The sequence below is a fragment of the Paraburkholderia caffeinilytica genome (genome assembly GCF_003368325.1).
Taxonomy (GTDB): Bacteria; Pseudomonadota; Gammaproteobacteria; order Burkholderiales; family Burkholderiaceae; genus Paraburkholderia; species Paraburkholderia caffeinilytica.
Genome location: NZ_CP031467.1, coordinates 547,626 through 574,178 on the forward strand (window position 1 = coordinate 547,626; position 26,553 = coordinate 574,178).

General features: G+C 61.7%; 22 protein-coding genes, 1 tRNA gene and 1 pseudogene. 3 read left to right on the forward strand and 21 right to left on the reverse strand.

Going from position 1 to position 26,553, the window contains the following annotated elements:
• Positions 1 to 76: 76 nt before the first annotated feature.
• The 6 genes from DSC91_RS18390 to DSC91_RS18415 form a co-directional block, all read right to left on the reverse strand.
• Positions 77 to 1,087, reverse strand: a complete 1,011-nt coding sequence (locus DSC91_RS18390) for a glutamate cyclase domain-containing protein (protein WP_115780282.1) — start codon at positions 1,085 to 1,087, stop codon at positions 77 to 79.
• Positions 1,088 to 1,089: 2 nt separating this feature from the next.
• Positions 1,090 to 2,406: a PLP-dependent aminotransferase family protein gene (locus tag DSC91_RS18395; RefSeq protein WP_115780283.1), complete on the reverse strand. Its 1,317-nt coding sequence runs from the start codon at positions 2,404 to 2,406 to the stop codon at positions 1,090 to 1,092.
• Positions 2,407 to 2,470: 64 nt separating this feature from the next.
• Positions 2,471 to 3,496 carry a glutamate cyclase domain-containing protein gene (locus DSC91_RS18400; protein WP_115780284.1) on the reverse strand — a complete coding sequence of 342 codons (1,026 nt, stop codon included), beginning with the start codon at positions 3,494 to 3,496 and terminating at the stop codon, positions 2,471 to 2,473.
• Positions 3,477 to 4,793, reverse strand: a complete 1,317-nt coding sequence (locus tag DSC91_RS18405) for an MFS transporter (protein WP_115780285.1) — start codon at positions 4,791 to 4,793, stop codon at positions 3,477 to 3,479. The genes DSC91_RS18400 and DSC91_RS18405 overlap by 20 nt, the downstream gene beginning before the upstream one ends.
• Before the next feature lie 88 nt (positions 4,794 to 4,881).
• Entirely contained in the window at positions 4,882 to 6,381 is a 1,500-nt protein-coding gene (locus DSC91_RS18410) for an aldehyde dehydrogenase family protein (RefSeq protein ID WP_208645767.1), read from the reverse strand.
• A 23-nt stretch (positions 6,382 to 6,404) separates the two neighbouring features.
• A complete protein-coding gene (locus DSC91_RS18415; protein ID WP_115780287.1) occupies positions 6,405 to 7,295 on the reverse strand; it encodes an NAD(P)-dependent oxidoreductase in 891 nt (296 codons plus the stop codon).
• A 188-nt stretch (positions 7,296 to 7,483) separates the two neighbouring features.
• Here DSC91_RS18415 and DSC91_RS18420 point away from each other — a divergent pair, with 188 nt between their 5' ends.
• Complete coding sequence (locus DSC91_RS18420; protein ID WP_115780288.1) at positions 7,484 to 8,389, forward strand: LysR family transcriptional regulator; 906 nt, start codon at positions 7,484 to 7,486, stop codon at positions 8,387 to 8,389.
• A gap of 118 nt (positions 8,390 to 8,507) precedes the next feature.
• Here DSC91_RS18420 and DSC91_RS18425 read toward each other — a convergent pair whose 3' ends face one another.
• From DSC91_RS18425 to DSC91_RS18460, 8 genes are all read right to left on the reverse strand, one after another.
• Positions 8,508 to 10,145, reverse strand: a complete 1,638-nt coding sequence (locus DSC91_RS18425) for a methyl-accepting chemotaxis protein (protein WP_115780289.1) — start codon at positions 10,143 to 10,145, stop codon at positions 8,508 to 8,510.
• A 55-nt stretch (positions 10,146 to 10,200) separates the two neighbouring features.
• Positions 10,201 to 11,379: an aminotransferase class V-fold PLP-dependent enzyme gene (locus DSC91_RS18430; protein WP_115780290.1), complete on the reverse strand. Its 1,179-nt coding sequence runs from the start codon at positions 11,377 to 11,379 to the stop codon at positions 10,201 to 10,203.
• 108 nt (positions 11,380 to 11,487) lie between these two features.
• On the reverse strand, positions 11,488 to 12,240 hold the full coding sequence (locus DSC91_RS18435; protein WP_115780291.1) for an amino acid ABC transporter ATP-binding protein: 753 nt from the start codon (positions 12,238 to 12,240) through the stop codon (positions 11,488 to 11,490).
• Positions 12,241 to 12,275: 35 nt separating this feature from the next.
• Positions 12,276 to 13,004 carry an amino acid ABC transporter permease gene (locus DSC91_RS18440; protein WP_115780292.1) on the reverse strand — a complete coding sequence of 243 codons (729 nt, stop codon included), beginning with the start codon at positions 13,002 to 13,004 and terminating at the stop codon, positions 12,276 to 12,278.
• Entirely contained in the window at positions 13,001 to 13,741 is a 741-nt protein-coding gene (locus tag DSC91_RS18445) for an amino acid ABC transporter permease (protein ID WP_208645768.1), read from the reverse strand. The genes DSC91_RS18440 and DSC91_RS18445 overlap by 4 nt, the downstream gene beginning before the upstream one ends.
• A gap of 47 nt (positions 13,742 to 13,788) precedes the next feature.
• Positions 13,789 to 14,679: an amino acid ABC transporter substrate-binding protein gene (locus DSC91_RS18450; RefSeq protein ID WP_115780293.1), complete on the reverse strand. Its 891-nt coding sequence runs from the start codon at positions 14,677 to 14,679 to the stop codon at positions 13,789 to 13,791.
• 491 nt (positions 14,680 to 15,170) lie between these two features.
• Entirely contained in the window at positions 15,171 to 15,545 is a 375-nt protein-coding gene (locus DSC91_RS18455) for a hypothetical protein (RefSeq protein WP_115780294.1), read from the reverse strand.
• 14 nt (positions 15,546 to 15,559) lie between these two features.
• A complete protein-coding gene (locus DSC91_RS18460; RefSeq protein WP_279636333.1) occupies positions 15,560 to 17,092 on the reverse strand; it encodes a methyl-accepting chemotaxis protein in 1,533 nt (510 codons plus the stop codon).
• A 35-nt stretch (positions 17,093 to 17,127) separates the two neighbouring features.
• Between DSC91_RS18460 and DSC91_RS18465 the strand changes: the two are divergent.
• Positions 17,128 to 17,724: pseudogene (locus tag DSC91_RS18465) on the forward strand (aminotransferase class I/II-fold pyridoxal phosphate-dependent enzyme); the annotation flags it as partial.
• Between the two features lie 53 nt (positions 17,725 to 17,777).
• Here the strand turns inward: DSC91_RS18465 and DSC91_RS18470 are convergent.
• From DSC91_RS18470 to DSC91_RS18495, 6 genes are all read right to left on the reverse strand, one after another.
• Positions 17,778 to 18,686 carry a LysR family transcriptional regulator gene (locus tag DSC91_RS18470; protein WP_229758054.1) on the reverse strand — a complete coding sequence of 303 codons (909 nt, stop codon included), beginning with the start codon at positions 18,684 to 18,686 and terminating at the stop codon, positions 17,778 to 17,780.
• A gap of 71 nt (positions 18,687 to 18,757) precedes the next feature.
• On the reverse strand, positions 18,758 to 18,982 hold the full coding sequence (locus tag DSC91_RS18475; protein WP_115780298.1) for a hypothetical protein: 225 nt from the start codon (positions 18,980 to 18,982) through the stop codon (positions 18,758 to 18,760).
• Between the two features lie 57 nt (positions 18,983 to 19,039).
• Entirely contained in the window at positions 19,040 to 20,332 is a 1,293-nt protein-coding gene (locus DSC91_RS18480; protein ID WP_115780299.1) for an NAD(P)/FAD-dependent oxidoreductase, read from the reverse strand.
• 83 nt (positions 20,333 to 20,415) lie between these two features.
• Positions 20,416 to 21,957 (reverse strand): DHA2 family efflux MFS transporter permease subunit, encoded by a 1,542-nt coding sequence (locus DSC91_RS18485; RefSeq protein WP_115780300.1) that lies wholly within the window; start codon positions 21,955 to 21,957, stop codon positions 20,416 to 20,418.
• A gap of 13 nt (positions 21,958 to 21,970) precedes the next feature.
• Positions 21,971 to 23,188 carry an HlyD family secretion protein gene (locus DSC91_RS18490; protein ID WP_115780301.1) on the reverse strand — a complete coding sequence of 406 codons (1,218 nt, stop codon included), beginning with the start codon at positions 23,186 to 23,188 and terminating at the stop codon, positions 21,971 to 21,973.
• A gap of 16 nt (positions 23,189 to 23,204) precedes the next feature.
• Positions 23,205 to 24,770, reverse strand: a complete 1,566-nt coding sequence (locus tag DSC91_RS18495) for an efflux transporter outer membrane subunit (RefSeq protein WP_229758053.1) — start codon at positions 24,768 to 24,770, stop codon at positions 23,205 to 23,207.
• 238 nt (positions 24,771 to 25,008) lie between these two features.
• Between DSC91_RS18495 and DSC91_RS18500 the strand changes: the two genes are divergently transcribed.
• On the forward strand, positions 25,009 to 25,626 hold the full coding sequence (locus DSC91_RS18500) for a TetR/AcrR family transcriptional regulator (RefSeq protein WP_115780302.1): 618 nt from the start codon (positions 25,009 to 25,011) through the stop codon (positions 25,624 to 25,626).
• A gap of 699 nt (positions 25,627 to 26,325) precedes the next feature.
• Here DSC91_RS18500 and DSC91_RS18510 read toward each other — a convergent pair.
• Positions 26,326 to 26,419 (reverse strand) — tRNA-Ser (locus DSC91_RS18510).
• Between the last annotated feature and the right edge of the window lie 134 nt (positions 26,420 to 26,553).

Consider the following 26,553-nt stretch of genomic DNA (forward strand, 5'->3'; position numbering starts at 1 on the left):
TCCATTGCGATGAACACGCGGGTGGAGTCGCCCGCGCTTGCACGAGCCAACAATTGAATACTCAGGCACCAAGGCGCTACCTGAAAGCAGGTGCGATGATCGTCGAGATCAGTTGCACGACTGCCAGGTGCGTAGCCTCGGGTATGCCGTCGACGTTCCCGTCAATGACATTCGCCACCGAATTGATCAGGCCCACATCGACTCCCCTTCTCAACAGCGCCGCTTCGAGCTCGGGACTGTGCGCGAGCACGGGCTTGCCGAGTCGGGCTGCGAATGCCCCAGCAATTGCATGGCAGCCCCAGTTCGAGCAGGCGGCCGTCACGAGCACATCGGCCCCCGTCACCGCGCCGATGCCGGCGCTGCCATCGGGACGTAGGTCGCCGAACTTGACGTGCTTCCGAACCGCCTCCGCAACGACGCCCATACCAATCTCGTTGCCGCCGTCACCGACGGCCACGGTAGGAACATTCTGCGCAATCGCTTCATCGAACAAAAAGTCGATTCGCGCCCGACCCATCCCATAGTCGATGCCGCGCATACTGCAATAGATGCCATCTACGTTGCGTCCCACGCGTTCAGTCGAGAAGAACAGTGCAGGTCGATAGCGGTCGATAAGCATGCTGGAGACAGCTTTGGCGCCCGCTTCATCGAGTGGAAACGGCTCGACGCATACAACGGCGAGGCTCCCGTCGTCACGAGCAATCGTTGCCTGCTCGTACGGCAGCACCGTTAGACCTGCACTGGTCAGAATGGCGGAGGTCGTCTCGATCAGCGTCGCCTCGACGAATACGATGCACAGCGCTTTCTTCGCCAGAGACAAGGCTCTGACGATTACCGCAAGGCCTGCCGGACCGTCGTTCTCCCCGATAGTCGGTGAGATCCACGCACGCGACACCGAGCCTGTCGTCACGAACACGTTCGCTTTTTCGGGAATCGAGGCCAGTGCATCGGCAGCCGCGCCGACGAGCGACCTACCCTGCCGTTCGCGTGCCGCGCGATAGAGGTGCTCGACGCCGCGGCCGCCGAGGTCCAGAGACACCAATGCGTCGAGACGGTCGTCGATCGCGCTGAATTTGCTGTCCGTCATGGTCAATGCCCCACGACGAGTTGTCGGATCGCCTCGCGGTCGCCGATCATCTTCGCCACTTTTTCGAGCGACAGCATGACCGCCACCACTACCGCGTCAAATCCGCCGACGCGTTCCAACGCATCGAGCGTCGGCTTCAGGCGTAGCGACACGCGAGCACCCGGCTGTCCGTGCGTATTGACCGTCAGGATGCCGTAGTCTTTCAGCAGCACCATGCCCAGTGCCGAGGTCGCCTCGCACGGCACAACGACCGGCTGCGCGTGTTCGTCGCCGGCGAGTTTCAGCAGCACGCGCAGCACCGAGTCTTCATCGATCATCGGACCAAGGTCGCTGCGCTGCACAAGTCGCCCGCCGAGTTTCGCCTCGAGAATCGCAGCGAGTTGCTGCCCCGCCGCGGACTCCTTGCGCAGATCGTCCGGCTCGTACTTCTGCAGTGAGCGCAGCACCGCGGCCACGATCGGCGCACGCGCCTCCATACCGAACTCGGCACCCTTCGCCGCAGCCGCCGTCACCAGTTCCGCCCGCCCCACGAGAACACCCGCTCGCGGCCCGGACAGTCCAGCCTTGTCACAGTTCGTGATCGACAGATCGGCGCCGAGCTGCAGGCTCATCTGACCACCGTGCAACACGGTGCGCAGACGCGCGCCGTACGCTTCGTCGAGGAACACTTTCGCACCGAGTGCGTGCGCGTACTGAACGACTTCCTGCGTGACATGATCCTCGAGCCGTTCGAGACTGCTGGTCACCGTCGTGATGATCACCAGCGCAGGCCGGTGCGTCTCGATGACCTCGAGCCATTCCTTGTCGCCCTGAATTTCGTGAACGCTCACGCCGGCGATCTTTGCGCCGCGTAAGACGGATGCATGCGAGCGACCGCCGGGCGGCACTACGGAAACGACGGGCTGACCGCTTGCCAAAGCAGTGATCGTCGCGATGATCCCGGCACTCGTGCGGTTGAAAGTCGCCACCGCATCGGTGCCGCGTCCGCCCATGTGGCCAATCGCGACCTGGCGCAATTCTTCTGCCGCCAGCCCTGGGCCGACCCACTCTTCGCAGAGCGTGCCGATATCGTCCGCGTTCACCGGGAAGTCGCGCTGGTTGCCCGTGAAAACGCCGATCGACTTCGCGCCGAGTAGTTTCACGCGCTGCGCCGCGATGACCTGGCCCTGTCGCAGCCGCAACGCCTCGTCGATACTCGATCGGATGATGGTGCCGCGCGCGAAGCCCACGGTGGGGTCGATGGGATTGCCGAAGCTGTCGGTCTTGACGGCGTGATGAACGGACGCGTCGGCGCGGCCCGTCTGCCTGACATCGCTCATGAGAGATTCCTGTGCATTGAATGAGGTGCTGCTGCGAGAGTTCAACGGGGTTGTCCCGAGTCGTTCATAGCGACACGGTGACGACGCTTCTAAGCAGTTCGACGAAAGCGGTATGGCCCTGCCAGTTGATGCCGTCCACCGCGACTTCGGCTCTGGAGGTGGCGCCGTCCCGTGCACCTGCGCGTACCGTCGCCGCAATGAGCTCGTGTTCGAGTTCCTGGCCATGGAGCAGATCGGGGTCGCCCAAACGCGCCGCGAGTGCCGCTGCTACGGCGTATGCGCCCCAGTTCGACACGGACGCGCTGACAACCACGTCCGTCGCGGTGACCGTCACCACGCCAGATGCGTGACCAGCGAGCGATCTGCCGCCGAACGGATGAACCGCCGTGATGGAATCCCGCACAGCGCCGAAACCCACTTCGTTGCCACCGTCACCGATGCCGATAGTCAGCACACCGCGTTTGCGCGCCAGTTCGGCGAGCAGATACACGTGCCCGACGTCTTCGGGATTGCGGCAGTCGCCGCGGACGCCGTGAAAAAAGCCCTCGCGGTTCGGGCCATCGCGCTCGACAAACACAACGGCAGCGGGCCGGTACTCTTCCATCAATGACTGCGCTATCTGCGTCCCCGGTTCGAGACCAAGCGGAAAGCAGACGGTCGAGACGGCACTCCGGCCGAGTTCCGCATTGATTGTTGCAGCAACAGCCATGACCGGCGACGCATGCGCGTCTTCGGTCACCAGCACCACGCGTACATCGAACGCGAGCACCAGTGCGCGTGCGAGCACTGCGGCGCCGACAGGACCGTCCGTCTCGCCTTGCGGCAGGTTCGGCGGCGTACCCGCGCCGGTCGCGATGAAGACGATATCGCCACAAGCAAGCGTGTCTGCCAGCTTGCCCGCCGCCAGCGAACTCAGTGGTTCGCCGTGATGGGCACGGCATACTTCGTACATCGGCACGACATAGCCGGCCGGCAGGCCACCATTGAGCGGACGGATCTCGACTGTCATCAGGCGGTCAATGCGCTCGCCGGTAATCTGATCGTTATTGGACGTCATCGTGGAACCTCGTTCAGCGGTCGATTGGCTCATGGAAGGTTTCCTTCACTAGCAGCACGCAAACAAACGAGATGACGGCCGCTGCCACGACGTACCACGACACCGACATCGAGTTTCCGCTTCGCGCGACCAGCCAGGCTGCAACCAGTGGCGTCGGCGCGCTCGAAATGATTCCGGACAACTGGTAGGCTGTAGACGCGCCGCTGAAGCGATAGCGGGTCGGATACTGCTCGGCATAGATCACGCCGTGCAGCGAGCCGGTCGATGCATGGCCGATCCCAAGACCGAGCGCAAGCGCGACGGTGATGAGAAGGGGATTGCCGGTATCGAGCAACCAGAAGAACGGAAACGCGTAAGCCGCAAAGAAGACCGCGCCGAAGCCGTAGACCACCTTGCGGCCAACCTGGTCGGAGAGCCAGCCAAACACCGGCTGCATGGCGAGATCGACGGCAGCAGCCACGAGCAGCCCGCTCGACGCGACGCTGCGCGGAAGATGCAGCGTGCTCGTGATGTAGGTCAGTGCATAGACCGTGATGAGGAAATAGCCGACGTTCGCGACGGTCTGAAAGAAAACCATGATGAGCGTTTTCAGCTTCTCGTTCTGCCAGACCTCGAGCAGTGGAATGCGTGCGACGTTTCCAGATGCCTTCACCTTCTCAAAGTTTGGCGGTTCACTCACCTGCAGTCGGATATACATGCCCACTGCGAGCAACGCGAGGCTGAATACGAAAGGCAGTCGCCATCCCCATGTGAAGAACTGCGCGTCGGGCAGGCTGGATACGAGTGCGAATGCGCCGGTAGAGACCAGCAGTCCCGCCGGAACACCCATCTGCATCGTCGCGCCGAAGAGACCGCGCCGTCCTGCTGGCGCATGTTCGACCGACATCAACGCAGCGCCGCCCCATTCACCACCCAGCGCGAATCCCTGGACGATCCGAAGCAGGATCAGCAGTCCCGGGGCCCAGTATCCCGCTATGGCATACGACGGCAGGAATCCGATCGCCGCCGTGCATAGCCCCATCACGAGCAACGTAAAAATCAGCATCTTCTTGCGACCGACGCGATCGCCGAAATGGCCGATGACCATACCGCCAAGTGGACGCAACACGAACGCGACAGCGAACGATGCCATCGACGCGAGGGTGGCGAACTCAGGCGTCAACTGGCTGAAGAATACCTTCGGAAACACCAGAGCCGCTGCGGTACCGTACAGGAAGTAGTCGTACCACTCCACCGTCGTGCCGATAAACGAGCTGAACGCCGCTCGTGTGGACGAGGAACGCGACTCGCGCGCTATGTCGTCCGTGGTTGCTTCCAGATTTGCACTCATGTTCCACTCCAGACCCGTTGCTTCATGTGGCCGGCTGGTGGCCCAGTCCGCTACAAGCTGGCCGGGCCATCTCGGCATAGTGTCGTCGTCAGACGTTAATCGTCACGCTCTTACGCGACGTGTAGGCCTCGAGTGCGCCTTCGATCGAGTACTCCGCACCGATCCCACTCTGCTTCGCGCCGCCGTACGACATCCCCGGAATCTGCCCGCCTGCGCGGTTTACCTGCAACCAGCCCGCGTCGATCTCAGTCGTGGCTTTCAGAGCCGTCGTGACGTCGTTGGTGAAAACGTAGGCGGCAAGGCCGTAGACGGTGTCGTTTGCCCAGCGAATGACCTCTTCCTCGTCGGACCAGGGAATCGCAACCAATACCGGACCGAATACTTCCTCCCGCGCGACGCGCCAACTGTTGTCCACGCCTGAGAAAATGACCGGTTCCGGGAAGAAGCCCTTCGCCTCCTCGACTGCCGGTGGCAGCGAACCGGTCAGGACCGTAGCCCCCGCGTCGATCGCTTCCTTGATGAACGCGCGCACTTCCGAATAGCGTTCGGCGTTGACGATCGCGCCGATATCGTTCGATTCGTCGAGCGAATCGCCGATCTTCAGCTCCTTGACCTTCGCGACGAGCTTCGTCATGACGACGTCCCACACGTTCTTGTGCACGTACAGACGCGAGCCAGCAGTACAAGACTGCCCCTGACGCGCAAAACGCATCGCGTTGATGATGCCGGTCACCGTCGCGTCGACGTATTCGGGTGTTGCCGCGTCCGGATACACGATGCACGGACTCTTGCCGCCGAGTTCCAGCGTGGCGTGACCGATGCGATCGGCTACTGCGTGACCGACCAGCTTGCCCACTTCGAGCGAACCGGTGAACGACACCTTCGCGACATCGACATGCGCAGCGAGCGGCGCGCCCGCATCGATACCGGTACCCGTCACCACGTTGAACACGCCGGCCGGGAACAGACCCGTCGCCAGTTCGGCGATCTTGATGACGGCAAGCGGCGCGTCTTCGGCGGGCTTCAACACCAACGTGTTGCCGGTACCGAGGGCCATGCCGATCTTCACAGCCGCGAGCACCACAGGCGAGTTCCATGGAATGATCGCGCCGACCACGCCGAGCGGCTCGCGCGTGGAATAGCTGAAAAGGCCCGGACCTAGCGGCAGCGTTTCACCCTTTTGTTCCGCCATCACACCGCCGTAATACCGCAGCACTTCCGCTGCGCCCAGCACTTCGGGGCGGCTCTGCGTGCGAAGCGCGTTGCCGCTCTCGGCGGCGAGCACACGGGCGATTTCCTCAGCATGAGCCGTCACACGATTGCCCAATTCCGTCAGCAATGCGCCGCGCGCGCGAGACGCCAGGCGCCGCCATGCCGGAAAGGCGGCACGTGCCGCTGCCACTGCAGCGCTCACGTCCGTCGCGTCGCTTGCGCCGATAGTGGCAAGTCTCTCGCGGCGCGACGGATTCTCCACATCGAGGGTATTGCCGTTGGCGGGTACACGCCACTCGTTGTCGATCAATAGGCCCGTAATCCCCGCCTTCGGCAGTACGACTTCAGGAGCGACGGTATCGGTGCGAGAGTTCACTATGATTCCTCGTGTTGAATGTGTCATTGCGCTGCGGGCAAGCTCAGACGAACGCCGAGCAGTTCTTCATAAATTTCGTTGACGCTCGTCGAGTCCTTGCCGCCGAGCCCCTTGGCACGCGCCGCGTTATAGGTCTGCAGAACAAGTTGACCGAGCGGCATCGGTAGATTCGAGAACTCGTCGAGGCACAGCTTGACGTCCTTGTGCATCAGGTCGATCGCGAAGTTTGCCGGGCGTTCGGCCGTGAACAGCGTCTTCGGCAGATAGTCGAGCATCTTGCTGCCAGCGAGGCCAGCGGTCAGCACGTCGCACAGCACGTCGAGCTTCGCCCCGGCCTTCACGCTCGCCGTGAGCACTTCGCCGAGCGCTACCGTGTTGATCGCGGTCAGCAGGTTGTGCGAGAGCTTCGTCAACTGGCCCGCGCCCGTGTCGCCGCAATGCACGACACGGCCCGCGAGCACGTCGAAAATCGGTTTGAGCTGTTCGATGACCGAAGCCGGGCCGCCTACCATCAGCACCAGCTTGCCGTTCTCCGCGCCGGCAACGCCGCCGCTCACCGGCGAGTCGAGGAAGGCGACATGCTTTTGCGCGGCGGCAGCAGCGATTTCTTTCGTCGTAGCCGGATCGACCGTACTGAAGTCGACGATGACAGCACCTTGCGCAGCAGTCTTGAGAACACCGTCCTCACCAGTCACCGCATCGCGCAGTGTCTTCGGGCTCGGCAGGCTCAGTAGAATGCGCTCGGCGTCGAGCGCCGCATCGGCCGGGCTCGTAGCCGCCGCCGCGCCCTTCGATACAAGCGCGTCCACTGCTGCCTGACTCGGATCGAACACACGTACCTGATGGCCTGCGACGACAAGGCGAGCAGCCATCCGGCTACCCATTCGACCCACGCCGATAAATGCAACCTTCATTCGAATTTCCCTCCAACGGATTCAAGTGAGTGGAACTGTGACGCCGAATCACCGCCGAGCTGGTTGGCAAATCGTTTGGCGTCCTCTTGGTGTGACTATAGAAAGACAAAACAAGAAAAAAAAGACGACACTTTTTGACGGTATGCGTAAGTTTTATTTACTATTCGAAGATACCGAACGGAGTCGCCATGCTGAATCTCAGCCGTTTGCATCTCCTGCACGAGCTGTCTGTTCTCGGCACTGTCTCGGCAGTTGCCGAAGCGGTCCACCTCACGCGACCAGCCGTGTCGCAGCAGCTCGCGCTGCTTGAAGAGGAGCTCGAAACAGTGCTCATCGAACGCTCCGGCAGAGGCGTGCAACTCACGCCAGCAGGGCGCCGTCTCGTCGCGAGGTCGACGGATCTCTTCCAGATCGTGGAAGAGATCGAAGCGGAAGTAGCAGCGGCCAACGTGGAAGTGAGCGGTGAAGTACGGATTTCGGCATTCGGCTCGCTCGCCAGTAGCGTCGTGCCGCTCGCGATCAGGCAATTGCTGGAAGATCACCCGCGGCTCAACGTGATCTTCACGGAGCTGGAGCCGGCAGAAGGCTTGCGCGCAGCGGCAGCAAAGCAAACCGACCTGGCGATCGTGGACGATCTTGTTAGCGCGGAGGCACTGGCCAATGTGCTGGAATTCCGGCCGCTGTGCGTCGATCATTTCGACGCCGTGGTGTCGGCAAACCACAAACTGGCCGGACGCAAGTCAATCCAGTTGCCCGACCTCGCGCATGAGCGTTGGGCACTGAACCAATCGGCGGCCGCGTATCACGCCTTCATTCTCAATGCGTGCTATGCCGGCGGCTTTACGCCGAAGGTCACCACCAGTAGCCGCAACATGGCGGTCACTCTCGAAATGGTTCGAACCGGTTGTACGGTCGCCGTACTCCCACGCCTCGCGTTACGGCAGGCAGAAAAGGATCCCGACTTCGCCGTGATTCCAATCGATCCGGTTCTCAATCGACGTGTCTTCGTCGCTCTGCCGAAGGGCAGCGCGAAACGGCCTGCAGTAGCGGCCGTGCTCGATGCGCTCACTATCGCAGCGAGCGAACCCGAATAGTGTTGCCTGCGCGTCCGCGGGGACCAGCGCCGTGGGTAACCGATACTCCGTCCCAATAGCCTTATCGGCTCACATCCGTAGCTCGTCGCCGCGCACCGATCCGCTTTCGGGTGCCGTTCTACGCGGCATCCAGAACCCGCCTGAGCGATGGCGAGGCCCGTTGTAAAGCGGTATCGACTGGTTCCGAGGCTAATCCCGCGACCTCCGGAAGCCGGAATACAGACACCGCATGCTTCAATTCCGCCGCCTGCTGTTCCTGAGATTGCGCGGCCGCGCCAGCCTCCTCGACCAGGGCTGCATTGTGCTGCGTGACCTCATCCATTTGTGTAACCGCGAGGCTGATCTGTTCGATTCCTCGGCTCTGCTCTTCGGACGCCGCGGTAATTTCGCTCACGATGTCCGATACCTGCCGGGTCGCCTGCCTGACGCGGTCGACGGTTTCGCCAACCTCGGCCGCTTGTTGCGACCCGCTCTGGATCAATGCGACCGATGAGCCAATCAGATCCTTGATCTCGCGCGCCGCAGTAGCTGAGCGTTGCGCGAGGCTACGCACTTCCGCGGCCACTACCGCGAACCCGCGACCCTGCTCGCCGGCTCGAGCCGCCTCGACGGCCGCATTGAGCGCAAGGATATTGGTCTGGAAGGCAATGCCTTCAATGATGCCGGTGATGTCGGAAATCTGGCCGGAACTGCTGCTGATCTTCCCGATCGTGCCGATCATGCTTCGCACCGCTTCATTGCCTGCGTCGGCCAGGCTTGTCGCGCGTGTCGCGAGGACATTGGCCTGTCGGGCGTTGTCGGTGTTCTGTATGACAGTCTGCGTCAGTTGCGTCATGCTGGCCGCAGTCTGTTCGAGAGAAGCCGCCTGCTCTTCGGTGCGCACCGAAAGATTCAGGTTGCCGCTCGCAATCTCTCGAGCGCTAAGGTCGATCGATTCCGCACTGCGATTGATCGCTCCTACGATTTCGATCAGGTTGACCTGCATTTTGCGAAGCGACGCGCTGAGCCTCCCAGTCTCGGTAGAGGCCGCGCCGCTATCGATTCGCTCCGTCAGATCACCAGACGCCAGATGTTCCATCACGCCCACCACGACCGTGAGCGGCTGCGTCACTTTTTCCCGCAATACCCAGACCGAACCGCCAGCGAGCACCAACGATAGAGCGAGCGCGCCCATCAGCATGCCGCGCACGAACATCGCCTGGCGTCGCGCCGAATTGAACAAATCCGATGCACGCGCCTTACGCGCTGATACGACCGTATCCAGCGACTTGTCGAGCTTCGCGAACGTGGGATCCATTGGTCCTGCCACGAGCGCACGGTACTTCACCAGGTCGCCCGCTTTCAAGGCCTGTGCCGCCGGCGTCAATACGTTATCGAACACATCTGCGTATGCGTTGGCCACGGCCGCGTCCGTCTCGCTCTGCGTTGCCACCGGCACCATGTCCCGATAGCGGTTCCACGACGCGCGGGCCGATTCGAGCAACGACCGGCCGTCGCCGAGCGATGCGTTCGAGGCATCCAGTTCACCGTTACCGAAGTGCCGGTCGCATGCGTCGAAGGCCGCCCGCGCGCGCAGCAGCGCGGACCAGCTCGTTGTCAAGGCATCGGCGGATAGCATGTCGGCCTGCGCGACAGACAACGACTCGTTACTGACCGACAGCGCGCGCATGCTGCCCACGCCAACCAGCATTAACAGACTGACGAGTACCGCGACGACGAACAGAAGACTGGTCCTGATCGACACGTTGGCAAACATGGCATTGGCCCCTTTGTTTTTGTTGGCGAGGGTACGTCTCCGCGCACGGTCCGCATCAACCAGCAGCGTGTGCCGGCACCGTTCGCAGTGCGACGATGCCTTTTCGGATGATCTCGATGACGCGATCGACGTCGGCCGGCGTATTGAACATGGCGAACGAAATGCGGACGCCGCCACGTTCCGGCGACACCCGAACTCCTTCGCGGGTGAGGTAGTCGAACCATGGCTGGACAGGCAGATCCAGAACATGGATATGGGAACGTGCTTCCCGCGAGCGCGGCCCGACAAGCGCTATCTCGAGTTCGTCCAGATGCGCGATCAAACGCTCACCCAGCGCCAGCACATGCGTCTCGACGTTCGACACACCGATTTCTTCGATCAGGTCAATCGCGGCGCCAAGCGCATGCAGATCAGGCAGATTGAAATTGCCGATCTCGAAGCGACCCGCGTCCTTGCGCAGTTGCAAGTCGTCCGGCCGGGCGACATAGTCGGCAGGTGGATTCGCCAGCGCGGACATTGCCACATAGGCTGGTTGCATCTCGTCGAGTCCGTTCTTCACGTACAGGATGCCGAGTCCCTGCGGAACGAGCAGCCCCTTGTGACAGCCCGCAGCGAGTACCGATACGCCGAGCGCCTTGACGTCGACAGGCAACACGCCGACCGACTGCATCGCGTCAACGACGAGATAGATGCCTTTCTCCTCGCACAGCCTGCCGATACTTGCGATATCGTGCCGCTGACCTGCATGAAATGTCACATGCGAAAGCGAGATCACCTTCGTCCGCTCGTCGATGAATGGCGCGAAGGTTTCCGCATCCGCAATGACGCTGTCGGAGGACAGTTGGACAAAGCGGACTTCGACGCCCTTGCGCTTCAAATTCAGCCATGCGTAGGCGTTGTTCGGATGATCGCCCTCGATCAGCAGCACGTTGTCCCCTGCCCTCAACGGTACCGCGTTGGCGGCGATGTTCAACCCCTCGGACGTGTTCTTCGTGAACGCGATTTCGCATGGCTCCGCATTGAGAAACGCGGCGACACGCGTACGCGTCTCTTCGACACGGCGCAGCCATATCGGCTTCGGTCCCGCCATTTCGTGACCTTCCGCGTAGAACGCGTCGAGCGCCACGCGCACTCTGGTGGCTAGTGGTGTCTGATGCGCGGAATCGAGGTACAGCATGTGGCGCGTGACGGGAAACTCGTCGCGAACTGTTTCGTGATCGAAAAGCGTGGTCATGGGAAAATCGCGGCCAGCGCCGTGATGGAAGAAATGTTAAAAGAAACCGCGAAGTGAGACTCTCCGTGGCAGGCACGGCATTCATGAACTCGAAAAAATCTCCGCAGCCTAAGCCGGCGACAGGACCTGCCCCAGGAATTCGCGTACGCGCGGATGCGACGTATCTTCGAAGAATTCGTCCGGCGAGGCATCGACGACGATCCTGCCTCCATCCACGAAAATGATTCGATCGGCAACGCGGCGCGCGAACGACATTTCATGGGTCACGCAAAGCATCGTCATGCCTTCTGTCGCAAGTGCGATCATGGTGTCCAGCACTTCCTTGACCATTTCCGGGTCGAGCGCCGACGTGGGCTCGTCGAACAGCATCACATCGGGATTCATGCATAGCGCCCGCGCGATAGCCACGCGCTGCTGCTGACCTCCCGACAGTTGCGGCGGATATTTGTCCGCCTGATTCGCAACGCGCACCTTGGTCAACAGCTTCATCGCCGTATCGCGTGCCTGTTCCTTACTTAGACCACCCACCTTGATCGGCGCAAGCATGCAGTTGTTCAGCACCGTGTGATGTGGAAACAGGTTGAAGCTCTGAAACACCATGCCGACGTGACGGCGAATCTCGGGCGATTTGTCGTAGCGCTGGCCCGTGCGTGCATTGCGGACGATGACTTCTCCGTCATCGACGTCTTCGAGACCGTTGATGCAACGGATCAACGTCGACTTGCCTGAGCCCGACGGGCCGCAGATCACGACCTTCTGCCCGGCGTAGACCTTCAGATCGACGTTTTGAAGCACCGTGTGCGGACCGAAGCGTTTTGTCAGCGAAGCGAGTTCGATCACTGGGGTTGATTGGGAGTCCACGTTACGTCCTTCTCATTTCAGGGGCGGGAAGCATCTCAGTTCGCGGCGGTCAAGGTGGCAGCGGGCGGTAGCCGAACCTGGCCACGCAACTGGCGCCGGTGACGCAGATGATCGGCGAGTCCGGCACACACGGAACACACCACGAAGTACACGAGTGCGGCAAAGGTATAGAACTCAATAAGCTTCCCATCGCGCTGCGCGATCTTTGACGCCATGCCCGTGAAATCGGTAAGCGATAGCACGTAGACGAGCGACGTATCCTGAAACAGGATGATCGCTTGCGTCACCATGATCGGCACTACTGCGCGCAGGGCCTGTGGCACGATCACAATGGTGTATGCCTGCCATGTGCTGAAACCGAGTGCCTTCGCACCCTCGTATTGGCCACGCGGCACGGATAGCAGCCCGGAGCGAATGATTTCGCAGAAGTAAGCGGCCTCAAACAGCGTGTAGGTGACAAAAGCTGTCAAATGCGGACTGACCGACACTGAAATCCCGCCCGGCGAAAACCTGCGCAAGACGAGCGGCACCAGGAAGAAGAACCAGAACAACACCATGATGAGGGGAACGGAACGCATCACGGTGACATAGGCCCACACAATCCGGTCCAATATCGGCACGCGGACATGTCGAATCACGGCGAGCACAATACCGCTCGCGAGACCGCCGATGAACGCGGTAAACGTAAGCTCCAGCGTAAGCAGCATGCCCTCGCCGAGGTACGGAAGTGCGCGCTCGATCGCGCCGAAGTCATAGGCAATCATTTTTTCCTCCGCGCATGCTTTCCCGTTGCTGCGAGTGTCGTTGTGGACGGGTATTTCGCGGCAACGAGGTGGGCGGCCCAATAGATCGCAAGCGAGAGAGCGAAGTAGACGCCGGTCACGACACTGAACGACTCAAAGGTGCGGAACGTAAACTCGTTCATCTGTTGCGCCTGCGCGGTCAGTTCGAGCAAACCGATGGTCATGGCCACCGACGTGTTCTTCAGCAGCGCTAGCGCTTCGTTCGTAAGCGCCGGCGCCATGCTTCTCAGTGCCTGAGGAACGAGCACGCTTGCATATGTGTTCAGGCCCGACAGTCCGAGCGCGTGTGCGGCTTCGCGCTGTCCCTTGGGCAATGCCTGAATGCCGGCCCGCACCTGTTCCGTGATGCGAGCGCCCGTATAGAGGCCGACTGCAATCAATGCTGGAACGAAGCTCCCCCACGGCGGCGGCATGCTCTTCAGCGCGCCGCCCAAACCTGACGGCAACAGCTCGGGAAACACGAAGTACCACAGGAACGCCTGAAGCAGCAGCGGTACGTTTCTGAACACCTGCACATAGGTGCGACCGACTGTCCTGAACACCGTGCTGTCCGAGGTCCGCCCGCAGCCCATGCATACTCCGAATACCGCCGCGATGACACCTGCGCCGAACCAGAGCAGGAGCGTCCAGGACAATCCCGACAGGAGCCAGTCAATGTACCGCCCCCCGTCAATAGTCGTTTCGAAAAGAAGTTGCATGATGCTGTACCTGTGCGGAGGGAGAAACATCTCCCTCACTTACCTGTTCAAGACGGAACCTTATCGCTGGGCGACTTGACACGCTCCTTCAGATCGTTGCTCATCGGGAAGTCCATCTTGATGCCGCGCGGCGGAATGGCGCCCACGAACCACTTGTCGTAGATCTTCGTGAACTCGCCGGACGCCATCAACGACTTCAGCGTGTCGTCTACAACCTGCTTGAATGCGGGATCGTTCTTCGGAATCATCAATCCGTAGTAGAGCGTGTTGTACGACTGCGGAACAAACATGTAGGCTTTCGGGTCCTTCGCATCGGCCTTCTTCGCGGCGAGCAAGACGTCATCCTCGATGAATGCGGCAGCGCGGCCACTTTCGAGAACAAGCATCGATTCGCCGTGGTCGTGCGCCGGGATGTACTTCAGGTCGAGGTTATTTTTGTCGCTGATTTCTTTCGCGAATCCAAGCGCATTGGAACCTTGCGTATAGACGACGGTTTTGCCTTTCAGATCGGCGTCGGTCTTGATACCGGAGTCAGCCCTGACTAGCCAGCGCGTATGGCTGACAAAAGTCGCGACCGAAAACCCAACCTGCTGCTGACGATCGGGCGTGTTCGCTGTGGCTGCGCATTCGATGTCGACGTTCCCGTTGTTGACGAGCGCAATGCGGTTTGCCGACGTCACCGGCACGTTGGTAACCTTCAGTGCGGGCACGGCTTCCTTGATCTTGTCGACGATCTTGTGGCACAGGTCAATCGAAAAGCCGACATAGTTCTGGTTCTGGTCCAGATAGGAGAACGGAACGGACGCGTCACGAACGCCGAGCCGGATCTCGCCAGTGCTCTTGATTTTCGCGAGGGTATCGGCCGCGAGCGCGTCGGTCGACGACGCGAGGCTCGCTGCCACGAGAAGAACAGTTGGAACGAACGATCTGAACAGCATTCTCAACTCCTGTGTGATTCCAGGTCGTGCTACGGGGGTCTCCCGGCTCTTGGAATGTTGGGTATAAGCGCACCGGAGGACGACGCGCAAAAGGACTGTAGGCACACAAAAACAATAAGAAAAGACGACCTTTTCTTTCTAAACAGGAAGAAAAATCTTTCCTATCGACACGTACCGGCAAGCTTGCGATGCTGTGAAGCAGCTATGGAATACAAGGCGTTCACACCCGCTGATCGAGCGAATCCGACAGTTCTCCGCGCCGAGGTAAGCCGGAGAGATACGAGGTCGTGGTGTCGTCGACACAACGCACGATGTCGAACCGATACCAAAAGACCAGGGTTTGTCCTGAAAGGATATGTTGGGTACCCGATCTTGATCTCGCGTGACACTGCAAAGGGAAAGGTTTCGTTCGACAGGTCCTCACCGGAGACCTTCTCCAGCAACGCACGCGAGTTCAGCCCCATCGCAACCCGGTTTCCTCGACGGGCAGGCTACCGAAGGGCATTCAGGTAACGGTTGACCTCGGTCAAAAGAGCCGAGTGGTATTGTTCCGGCAGGCCCCTGTCGTCACCCAGGGACATCAGATCCTCGATCCTGCCGCGGAACGAGCCGGCAATTTCCGCCCGCATCGAGGCTGGCAGGTGCGTCAACACCGAAACCAGCAATTCTCCGAAGACCGCAAGGCGCGCGCCGTGTTGAACCACGCTCATACCGTTTATCTTCGATAGCGTCGCAAGCGAATCGAGCAACATGTCGTCGTTCACCTGTTCAGATTGTTGGGCTGGAACTGGCTGCGACTGCTCAGGTGAAACCGGCCGGACCTCAATGTCTGCGGCGCCGCTCTGCGTTTTAAAGAGCCTGAACATGACACATCTCGTGATCAGAACGTTTCCCAGTCCGCGGTCGCCGTGGCTGCTACGGTGACGGAGTGTTTGTCACTATTGGCGGAAGGAGCAACCGGTGGCTTCGAGGGCTCAGCACGACGCGTGACCGGCGTCCTCGGGGCAGGCAGGCGGGGCTTGCCTTGCGGAATCGCCACGCGTGCCGCAGATTGCCCCGTGTCGGCGATCCTGAACACGGACACGGCCTCCTTCAGCCTGGTTGCCTGCTCTTCAAGTGACTGCGCTGCGGCCGCGGCCTGCTCGACAAGCGCCGCGTTCTGCTGAGTGACTTCGTCCATCTGGCCGACGGCCTGGTTCACCTGCTCGATGCCACGGCTCTGTTCTTCAGAAGCTGCCGCGATCTCGCCGACAATATCGGAAACCTGTTTGATTGCGTGCTTGACCTGTCCCATGGTGGCGCTGACTTCCGCTGCCTGCTTTGCGCCGTCCTGAATCGTTGTCACGGACGAGCTGATCAGCTCCTTGATTTCCTTTGCAGCGGTGGCGGAGCGCTGAGCCAGACTGCGGACCTCACTGGCGACCACGGCAAAGCCTCGCCCCTGTTCGCCGGCACGTGCGGCTTCGACGGCTGCGTTGAGCGCAAGGATGTTCGTCTGGAAAGCAATGCCTTCAATGACGCTGGTGATTTCGGAAATCTTGCTTGAACTACTGCTGATCTGTCCGATTGTCCCGACCATGGCCTGAACCGAGTCGTTACCTGTATCGGCCATGTCAGTGGCATTGGTAGCCAGCGCGTTCGCCTGCCGGGCATTGTCGGCGTTCTGCTTCACTGTTTCGGTCAACTGCGTCATGCTGGCTGCGGTTTCTTCAAGCGACGCCGCCTGCTCCTCGGTGCGTGCCGACAAATCGGTGTTGCCGCTGGCAATTTCACGCGACGCCACAGCGACCGACTCGGTGGACACCTTAATCCCGCGAACCGTATTGCTGAGCTGGTGGTCCATTTTCTTCAGTGCCTCGAGAAGCTGGCCTAACTCGCCTCCTGAATCAACTGCGATCTGATTTTCAAGCTTGCCGCTCGCGATATTGTTCGCGCCCTCAACCGCCTTGTTGAGCGGCTTCGCGATTGCACGCAGCAGATAGGTCGATGCACCGAGGGCAACCATAACGCCGGCACCGAGAAGAACAATTGCGATCCAGAGGATAGTCGTGAACGTCGATTTACCGTCATCGACAAATTGCTGGGCCTGAGCCAGATTGAGTGCGGCATCCTGGTCCAGTGCGTCGTTCATGGTCTCGGTTATCGGGACGATCTTTTCGATCACGGAAGACGCCGCATCGAAATTGCTCGCGCTAGCAGCGGCTAAAGCTTCATCCGTAAGGGACGTGAACTGCGTCAGGGTGCTCTGGATCAGCTCCGCGGCCTTCCGCTCCGCGTCGCTGGATACGCCGCTTGGGTAATAGTGATTCCATGACTTGTTGAGCTTTCCAAATTGTCGGTGAACGGCCGTACCGAATTCCGCTGTTTTAGCTGGATCGTGAAATACCTGAATACGCCTTAGCAGAAGGCGCACGTTAAGCTGGGCTGCACGAACTTCTGATAGATCCGCAATCGGTGAAGATCGCGCGCAAACATGGGCTCCTCATCATCGAGGACGCCGCCTATGCGTTCCTCGCGAAGGCGCCGCCGCCTCCCCTGGCGGCGCTTGCACCCGAAACGACCGTGTACGTCTCAGGGCTCTCAAAGAGCGTCGCCACCGGGCTGCGCTTCGGCTTCGCGGTCGCGCCAGTTCAATGGGTGCCCGCCATCGAGCGAACCATCAGGGCGACCACCTGGAATACGCCCGGCGTGGTAACAGCGATCGCCTGCGGCTGGCTCGACGATGGCACCGTCGCCAGGTTGGAGGTCGAGAAGCGGCAGGACGCAGCGATCCGGCAGTCGATGGCACGCGATATCCTTGCGGGACTAGGATCCGTCGGCCATCCATCGTCCTATTTCCTCTGGCTTCCTCTGACAGAAGATATTCGCGCCGACCAGATCGCGATGGCACTCACGCGCGAACACGTTTCGGTTTCCACCGCCGAACCGTTTTCCACATGTGCTTCCGTGCCGCATGCGATCCGCGTGGCGCTCGGCTCGGTGGAACTAGAGGATCTTCGCAAAGCACTGGAAAAAGTGAGACGACTCATTCGTGCTTACCTGTAGTGAGTTCCTTCAAGCGATCGCCAGGGACCGCGTGCCGCGTGAGTCCCCCTGCATCAACTGAAATGGCTCACCGCCAGGTCGATGAACTCCCTCACCTTGCGCGGCACGAAGTCCCGGCTCGGATAGACAAGCGAAACAGCCACGTCCGCATTGATCAGCGAATACCCGTCGAGGACATGAACCAGCGTCCTCGCCCGAAGCGCATCCGCAACCAGCTCGCTGGGCAGCAGGGCAACGCCCATGCCGTTGAGCGCCGACTGCATTTGCATCACGAGGCTGTTGACGGTCATCGACGGTTGAACGGTGACGCTTTCTTCCTTCCCCTCACGGTCGACGAAAATCCACGCTTGCTGGGCGCCGTCGGCGGGTACTGAAATCACCCTGCACCTCTTCAGGTCCGCGGGAATTTCCGGGTAGCCCGCCTGGGCAAGATAGTCGGGCGACGCGACCGGAATGACGAACGAGCTGATCAGCCGCCGCAAGATCAGCGTTTCCGAGCGGACCATCTGCTCGCTCACGATCCCGACGTCGAAGCCGCCTTCGAGCAGGTCGACACGCCGCTCGGTCAGCGTGACGTTGAGGTTCACTCGTGGAAATCTCGCCTGGTAGTCCGCGAAGAGCGGTGTGAGTTGCAGGAGCGAAAAGCTGCCCAATGCAACGATGCGGATCTCACCGCTTAATTCGGTTTGCTCCGTAGTCGCGCGGGATTCGACTTCATCGAGTTGTTTCAGCAGATCCCGGCAGCCGTCGGCGTACTCGGCACCCGCCTGAGTCAGCACGACTTTGCGCGTAGTGCGCTGAAACAGGCGGATGCCGAGGTGTTTTTCCAGACTCGACACATGGCGCGTGACGACGGACGTCGACGTGCTGAGCCGCTCCGCCGTCTGCGCGAAGCTCCTGCAATCGGCGACCTGTACAAAGACCTGCATGGCCTGAAAGAGATTCATAACGGGACGGTTCATGGAAAATACCTGTAATGCCGCATCGGCCGTTGCGCGTGCTCGTCATTGCGGATGCTCGCGGGCGTCGGCGCCTAGCGCCGCTGGTCGAGCCATCTGGTCCACCATGCCTCGCGCATCGCGCGTTCGAGGTCGTCCGCGTAGTCGTCCACCACCTTTTCGTATTCGGCGGTGTTCGCTTCGCAGTCGGACGGATTGAGTTTGCCCTGCGCCTTGCGAATCGCGGAAACGCTCATGTGGAGCATCGTCATCTCGTCCCACATTGCGCGGTAACGGTCACTGTCGTCGTCGTTCACCATGGCTGATCCATCTGGAATCGCGGCATGCCGGGCCGCTGCGCTAGAGGCAAAGCGTCGTCAACTCAACCGGATCTTCGGCTGGACCAGTCCGTTGATCTGCTCGGCGGTCCACAGCAGCCCCGCTCTGCCGAAACCGTGAAGCGCCTGCTGATGACGTCGATAAAGCATGGCGTGGCTCAGTTGCGCGAAGCGCCCGCGAATGAAGCCGCCCGGGAAGAAGCCAAACCGTCCGAGTGTGCCGAATGCGCCGTAGTCGCTCAACGACACGAGCGAGCCGAAGTCCCGAAACGCGAACTCCGGCATCGGCACGCCGGCGAGCCATCCAGGCAGGTGACGGGCCAGATGCTCCGCCTGCTGCGTGGCCACTTGCGCGGTGGGCGGCAACGGCCTCTCATTGTTCGCGGGCGTCAAGCTCGCGCAATCGCCGAGCGCGAACACCCGGTCGTCGCGGGTCGACTGAAGCGTCGCGTCGATCACGATCTGATTCGCGCGATTGGTTTCCAGCCCGGCCAGCTCGCTCATGAAGTCCGGCGCCTTGACGCCCGCGGCCCACACCATCAGATCCGCCTTCACCAGGCGGTCGTCGCCGTGCCGGAATCCGTCCTCCTGCGCCGCCGTGACGCGCGCCGAGGTCAGCACGCGAAAGCCGATGTGCTCGAGCTGTTGCTGGGTCGATGCGGAGATCGCCGGCGGAAACGAGGCGAGCACGCGCGGGCCGCTTTCCAGCAGCGTGAGACTCAGCCGGCTGCGCAGTGTCGGATCGCCGTAGCCTTGCGCAATTTCGAGCACCCGGCTCAACTCGGCGGCAAGCTCGACGCCGGTAGCGCCGGCGCCGACAATCGCGACGCGCAGCCTTTCGTCCCGCACCACCGCGCGCAGCATACGCGCGCGCAACACGCCGTTGAAGGCTTCGGCCTGCTGCTGGCTGTCGATGAAATGACAGTGCTGCCTGACGCCGGGGACACCGAAGTCGTTTGCCCGGCTGCCCACCGACAGCACCAGTACGTCGTACGGAACCGCTCGTGCCTCCAGCACCAGTTCGCCTTCGGGCGTCCTGACTTCATTGAGCAGGACTTCCTTGCGCTGCCGGTCCAGTCCGCACATCTCGCCTGGCTGCCAGGCAAAGCGGTGCGCGCTTGCATGCGCGAGGTAGCTCACCTGCTGTTGCTTCACGTCGCGCGTGCCGGCCGCGATGGTATGCAGCATCGGCTTCCAGATGTGCGTGGGGCTGCTGTCGATCAGCGTCACTGACGCCTCGTGCGAATGCGTAAAATGGTTGCCCAGCCGCGTGGCGAGCAGAATGCCGGCGATTCCGCCGCCGACGATGACAATGCGTGTTGCGTTGGACATAACTGTTCCGTGTTGATGACGGTTCGCGAATTCCGCGCGAGGACGAAAGACGCATGGCGCTTGAGTGCGCATTCGGTGCACCTTCAGTGCGCCTGCGACGTGTCCGCGACCCGCGTCGGTTTCGGCGCCAGCCAGACCGCGAGCGCGGCGAAAATGAAACAGGCGGCTGCAATCGTGAAGAGCTGATTGGTCGCGAGCATCACCGCCTGCGACTGCACCACGTCGCTGATCTGCGCCTGCGCCTGACTCGCGCTCCAGCCGGAATGGGTCAGCATGGTCGAGAAGTGGCCGGCCTGATCGACGAGTCCCGACAATTCCGCCCGGTCATATTTGGTCCGGTCTTCCCAACTCGTATTGACCAGCGACGTCGCAATCGCACCGCCGAAGGTCCGGCAGAAATTCATGAGTCCCGCCGCCGATGCGGTTTCAGGTTCCTCGACGCTGCTCAGCGCGAGACCCGTGAGCGGCACGAAGAAGAACGGCAAGCCGATGCCTTGCAGCAGCAGCGGCAACGCCACCTGCCAGAACGTCATGTCGGTATTCGCATGCGTGCGCAACAGCGTGATCGCGCCGAGCCACATCACGCCGGCGAACACCAGCCAGCGGCCGTCGAATCGGGACGACAGGTTGGCCGCGAGCGGTGCCGAGAGCACGGCGAGGATGCCGGTCATCGCCGTGGCGCACCCCGCCCACGTCGCCGTGTAGCCCATGTAGCTCTGCAGCCACAACGGCGTCAGCACGGTGGCGCCGAAAAACGCGCCGAATGCCAGCGTGATCGTGACGACGCTCGCGCTAAAGCCGCGATGACGGAACACCCGCAGATCGACGACGGGATGACGGTCCGTCAGTTCCCAGATCAGGAACGACGCAAAGCCGATCGCCGCGATGATCGCGAGTACGCGGATTTCCGTCGATGCGAACCAGTCGTTGTCCTTGCCTTCGTCGAGCAGAATTTGCAGCGCTCCGACCCACACCACCAGCAGCGCGAGACCCACGGCGTCGATTGGAACGCGCATCAGGCTCGTCTCGTAGCGCTTCAGCAGTCGCCATCCGAGATACCCGCAGATCAGCGCGACGGGAACGTTGATATAGAAGATGTACGCCCAGTGCATGCGGTCGCAGATCATGCCGCCCAGGATCGGCCCCATCACCGGCGCGACCAAAGTCGTCATGCTCCACAAGCCGATCGCCGCAGCCGCTTTCTCCTTCGGGAAAATGCGCAGCAGCAGCGTTTGCGACAGCGGCATCAGCGGCCCGCCGGCGAGTCCCTGAAACACGCGGAACAGCACCAGCATGCCGAGCGACGTCGCCATGCCGCACAGCGCCGAACACAGGCCGAACATGATCAGCGACGTGATGAACACGCGCACCGTGCCGAAGCGGCTTGCCAGCCAGCCGGTCAACGGCACGGTGATCGCCTCGGCCACTGCGTACGACGTAATGACGTAGGTGCCCTGGCTCGACGACGCGCCCAGTGCCCCGGAGATGGTCGGCACCGACACGTTCGCGATCGTCGTGTCCAGCACCGCGACAAAGTTGGCCGCAGCCAGCAGCAGCGCCGCGCCGATCAGCATGCCGCCGCTGAGCGGCGGCAGCGGGATATCCCGCGTTTGACTGGAAGACATGGTCGGCGCGGCCTCAGCTTGCGGGCGTGGCGTCGCCGCCGTTGCGCGTATCCACGGTCGCTTCCATCGACAGACCGACACCCAGCGGATGCGCGCGAAGATCGGCCGCGTCGATGGCGACCCGCACCGGCAGGCGCTGGACCACCTTGATCCAGTTGCCGGTGGCGTTCTGCGCGGGAATCATCGCGAACGCCGAGCCCGCGCCGCCCGCCAGTCCCGCGACCTTGCCGTGATAGACGACCTTGCCGCCGTACAGATCGGACGTCAGCTCGACCGGCTGACCGATCCGCACGTTGTCGAGCTGAACTTCCTTGAAATTCGCATCGACGTGCAGCGAATCCACCGGCACGACAGACAGCAGCGACGCGCCCGGCTCGACCCGCTGGCCCACCTGCACCTGGCGGCGCGCGACGACGCCGTCGACAGGCGCACGCAACACCGTGCGCTCCAGATCGACGCGCGCCTGATCCCGCTTGGCGCGCGCGAGCAGCACTTCAGGATTGGTGTCGACGGTGGTATCGACGAAGAGCACCTTGTTGGCGTCCTGTGAACCGACCGCCGCCGCACGGCTCGCCTGCGCCTGCAATGCGGCGGCACGGGCCGCCGTCAGCGCCGCCTCGGCGCTCGCGAACGAGGTCTGCGCGTTGCTGAGTTCCTCGCCCGAAACCGAGCCGGAATGCGCGAGCGCTTCGCGGCGCTTCAGGTCGATCGCCGCACGGTCGAAGTCGGCCTTGGCCGACGCGATCTGCGCATTCGTGCGCGCTTCGTCGGCCGCGCGCGCGTCCACCTGGGCGGCGAGGCCGGCGTCGGTCGCGAGGTAGCCGCGCACTCTGCGCTCGGCGCGTCCGACTTCGGCTTCAGCCTGCTCGAGCGCGAGCTTCGCATCGGTGTCGTCGATCACGACGAGCACGTCGCCCTTGCGGACATGCTGCGTATCGACCGCGGCGACGCGCTGCACGATGCCGCTCACCGACGGCGTGATCGACGCGATTTCGGCCGCGGTGTAAGCGTTGTCGGTCGACACATAACGCGAGCCGATGAAGTACCAGTAGCCGCCGTAAGCGAGGCTGGCGAGGACGATGACCGCGCCTAGCAAGCCGAACAGTTTCTGGCGGCGGGCGGAGGAAGCGGCGGGCGCGGCGGCCGTCGCCGTCTTGTCGCCGGCATAGGCGGAATGGTCGGCGGCCGGCACGGACGGCGCGTCGGCTACGGGGGAATGGCTTTGAGACATGTTCTGGTCCTTGGGATCAGCTTTGATTTTTCGGGTTAGCTTGTGGGCTCGCTTCCGGGTTCGCTTCGGAGTTCGCTCCCAGATTCGCTTCGGACTTCGTACTACCGGCGGCGGGCAGCGCGGCGGCCGACGTATTGGCCGAGCCGGCCGCGTTGGCCGCGTTGGCCGCGTTGGCCTGATAACCGCCACCGAGCGCGCGCACGAGCGAGACGTCCAGCGTGAAGGTGCGCGAGCGCATGTCGGCGAGCTGGCGCTGCGCGCTGACCAGCGTGTCGGCGGCGCTCAGTACGTCGAGATAGCCGGACAGACCGCCCTGATAGCGCTCGAGCGCGACCCGGTGCGACTGCGCGGCCGCGTCGTAAGACGCCTGCGTCGCCTGCAACCGGTCGGTGAGCGCGCGTTTGCTGACGGCGACGTCGGCCACGTCGCGCAGCGCCCTGGTCAGCGTTTCGTCGTAGTTGGCGACGGCTTCGTCGTAAGTCGCGCGCGCGCCGCGCAACTGGCCGCGCAACCGGCCGCCGTTGAAGATCGGCAGCGTGACGGCCGGGCCGACATTCCCGACCGCCGAACCCGCGCGCGTCAGCATGTTCAATCCGAGCGACTGGAAGCCAATCATCGCCGAGAGATTCACGTTCGGATAGAAACCGGCCTTGGCGACGTCAATCCGCTTGCTCGCCGCCTCCGCGCGCAAGCGTGCAATGACGACGTCGGGGCGGCGGCCCAACAAACCAAGCGCCAGGTCGGCGGGCATCGCGACTGGCTGCGTCAGATCCACGGCCGGACGGCCGATGCCTAGGCCGCGATCGGGACCGTCGCCCATCAGCGCGGCAATCCGGTTGCGGGTGAGCGCAATCGCTTCGTCGAGTTCGAACAGGTCGGCGCGCGCGCTTTGCTGCCTAGATTCCGCCTGCTTGACGCCGGCTTGCGTCTCCAGTCCGTTAGCGAAACGTTCGGCGAACAGTTGCGCTGACTGGGTGCGGATCTTGACCGCGGCTTCGGCGCTGTCGCGTTCGGCGAACTGGCGCGCGAGATCCGCATACGCGTCGGCAATCGACGCCGCCAGCACCATGCGGGCCTGGGCGGCATCGGCGCGCGCCGCGTCGAGTTCCGACGTGGCAGCGGCGAGCGACGCGCGGTTCTTGCCCCAGAAGTCGATCTCGTAGCTGAAATTGAGTTCGGCGGTGCCGTACGGACGCCAGCCGCGCGGCACGAAAGCGGGCGGCACGCCGTTGTTATAACTCTGCTTCTGCTTTTCGACTGAACCTTGGGCGCTGACTTCAGGCAGCAGCGCGGCGCCCGCTTCCTGTGCCGAGGCTTCCGCATTGTGCAGACGCGCTTGCGCGGTCGCCAATGTCGGCTCGCCCTTTAACGCTTCCGCGATCAGCGCGCTCAACTGCGGATCGTTGTAGCGCAGCCACCACTGTTCCGTGGGCCAGGTGGACTGCGCGTCCGTGCCCGTGCCGAAACTGTGCGCGGTCTCGTAGCTGCTCACATCCTTCGGCGACGGTTTTTGCGGCATGTCAGGCAATTGCGCGCATGCGCTCGCCAGCACGGTGATGGCAAGCCCGACGGCAAACCTCATGCCCGGCTTCGTCATTCGTACGGGACGCACCCGCTCCCCGATTACCATGGTTTCTTTCACGATGTCAGTATTCGCTCTTAACAATACCGTTGAGTTTAGTTATGTGAATGTCGGTGTGTCAACATAAATAAACTCGCGGGTTCAGTTTTGATGGCAGGGTTTGGTGACAGGTTTTGGTAACATCACGCACGGACAGGTTTCATGAACCTGTCCGGAAAAGCACAGGGAAGCCTCGGGAATGAGAAAGAAAACGGAAGAGAAGCGGCAGGCGATCGTCGACGCCGCATTTGAAGTCTTCAGTGAGGTCGGCTTCGAGCAGGCGTCGATGTCCGAGATCGCAGCGCAGGCCGGCGCGTCCAAAGCAACGCTATATGGCTACTTCAAGTCGAAAGAAGAGATGTTCTTCGAAGTGATGATCGAGTCCGCCGCGCAGGAAGTGATAGAGGCGTTTGCGCTGCTCAAGACATCGGTGCCGATCCGCGAGGCGCTGACAGGTTTCGGCAAGCACTATCTGACCGCCATTCTCAAGCCGCAATTGCTTGCGGTGCGCCGCTTAACCATTCACGAAGGCGGCCGCTCGCATGTGGGTGCGTTGTTTTACGAACGCGGACCGAAAATCGGCTGGCAGATGGTGATGAACTTTCTGCAGCAGTCAAGCGAGGCGGGCCAGTTGTGCAAGTGCAATGTCACCGTCGCGACAGCGCACCTTCAAGCGCTATATGAAGCGGAGCTGGTTGAGTTATGTCTACTGGGCGTGCCGGCGAACGTCTCGGCGCGCAACATTACGCAAGTGGTGAACCGGGCCGTGGACGTTTTCATGGCGGCCTATGGCGGCGACTCCGATAAAAGCCGCTAGACCGGGACGCACGTGCTGATCATGACTGGGAGCGGCATCATCCTGATGAAATCTTCCTGCCGTTCGGCAGGTCGTGGCGGCGATGCCACCGGCATAGCGCCGGCGCGAGGGTCTTCATCTTCGCCAGGCTGCTCGTCGCCATCGCCAACCTCCGAGGCGGCGTAAGCCCTGCCCGCTATAAACTCACCAGCAAAACCGCCGACTCTGCGGCCACCGTTCTGATACTTCATCAAGGACGTGCAGGACGACAAACGCGTGCTTTCCTCGCTTGGGTAACGCGTCTCATATTCGCATCGAACTTGAAGCGTCAGGTAGACTGCGTGAATTTCATAGCTGGTCAACGCTGGGGGCAATCTAACTAGATTTAGTTTATATCTATAGGGTTACTAACTTTTCGCGTCACGGGCCTGGCGAAGCATGCACGATAGCGAGAACCGTGCGTGTTCGGCACAGAGGCTTAACCAGGATCAACCAGGATCAACGCGCCAAAGGATAGCTCAACGGCGGCTGGATGAGGTCTAGCAGCATTGACAAGCAGAGGCGACCAAGTATCGCGGGGACAACCCAACTCGAAGAAACGCCCGGATGTACCGCGAACGTTCACGGGAATCCGATACTAATTTGATGGTCGCTGCGTAGGTCGCAGATAAACAAAAACCCCGCAGAGCCTAGACTCTGCGGGGTTCTCTCTACCACTTCTGGCGGAGACGGAGGGATTCGAACCCTCGATCCAGGTTTTGGCCCAGATGCTCCCTTAGCAGGGGAGTGCCTTCGACCTCTCGGCCACGTCTCCCAAACTTTCGGTTGCGCAGGGAGTCAGCGCAACGAAGCCAAGATAATAGCGGGCTGAACCGCGAAGGTCAATGTCTACCGCACATTTTTTGTGCCAGTTTTATCAACGACGACGCAATTTATTCACATTGTCCG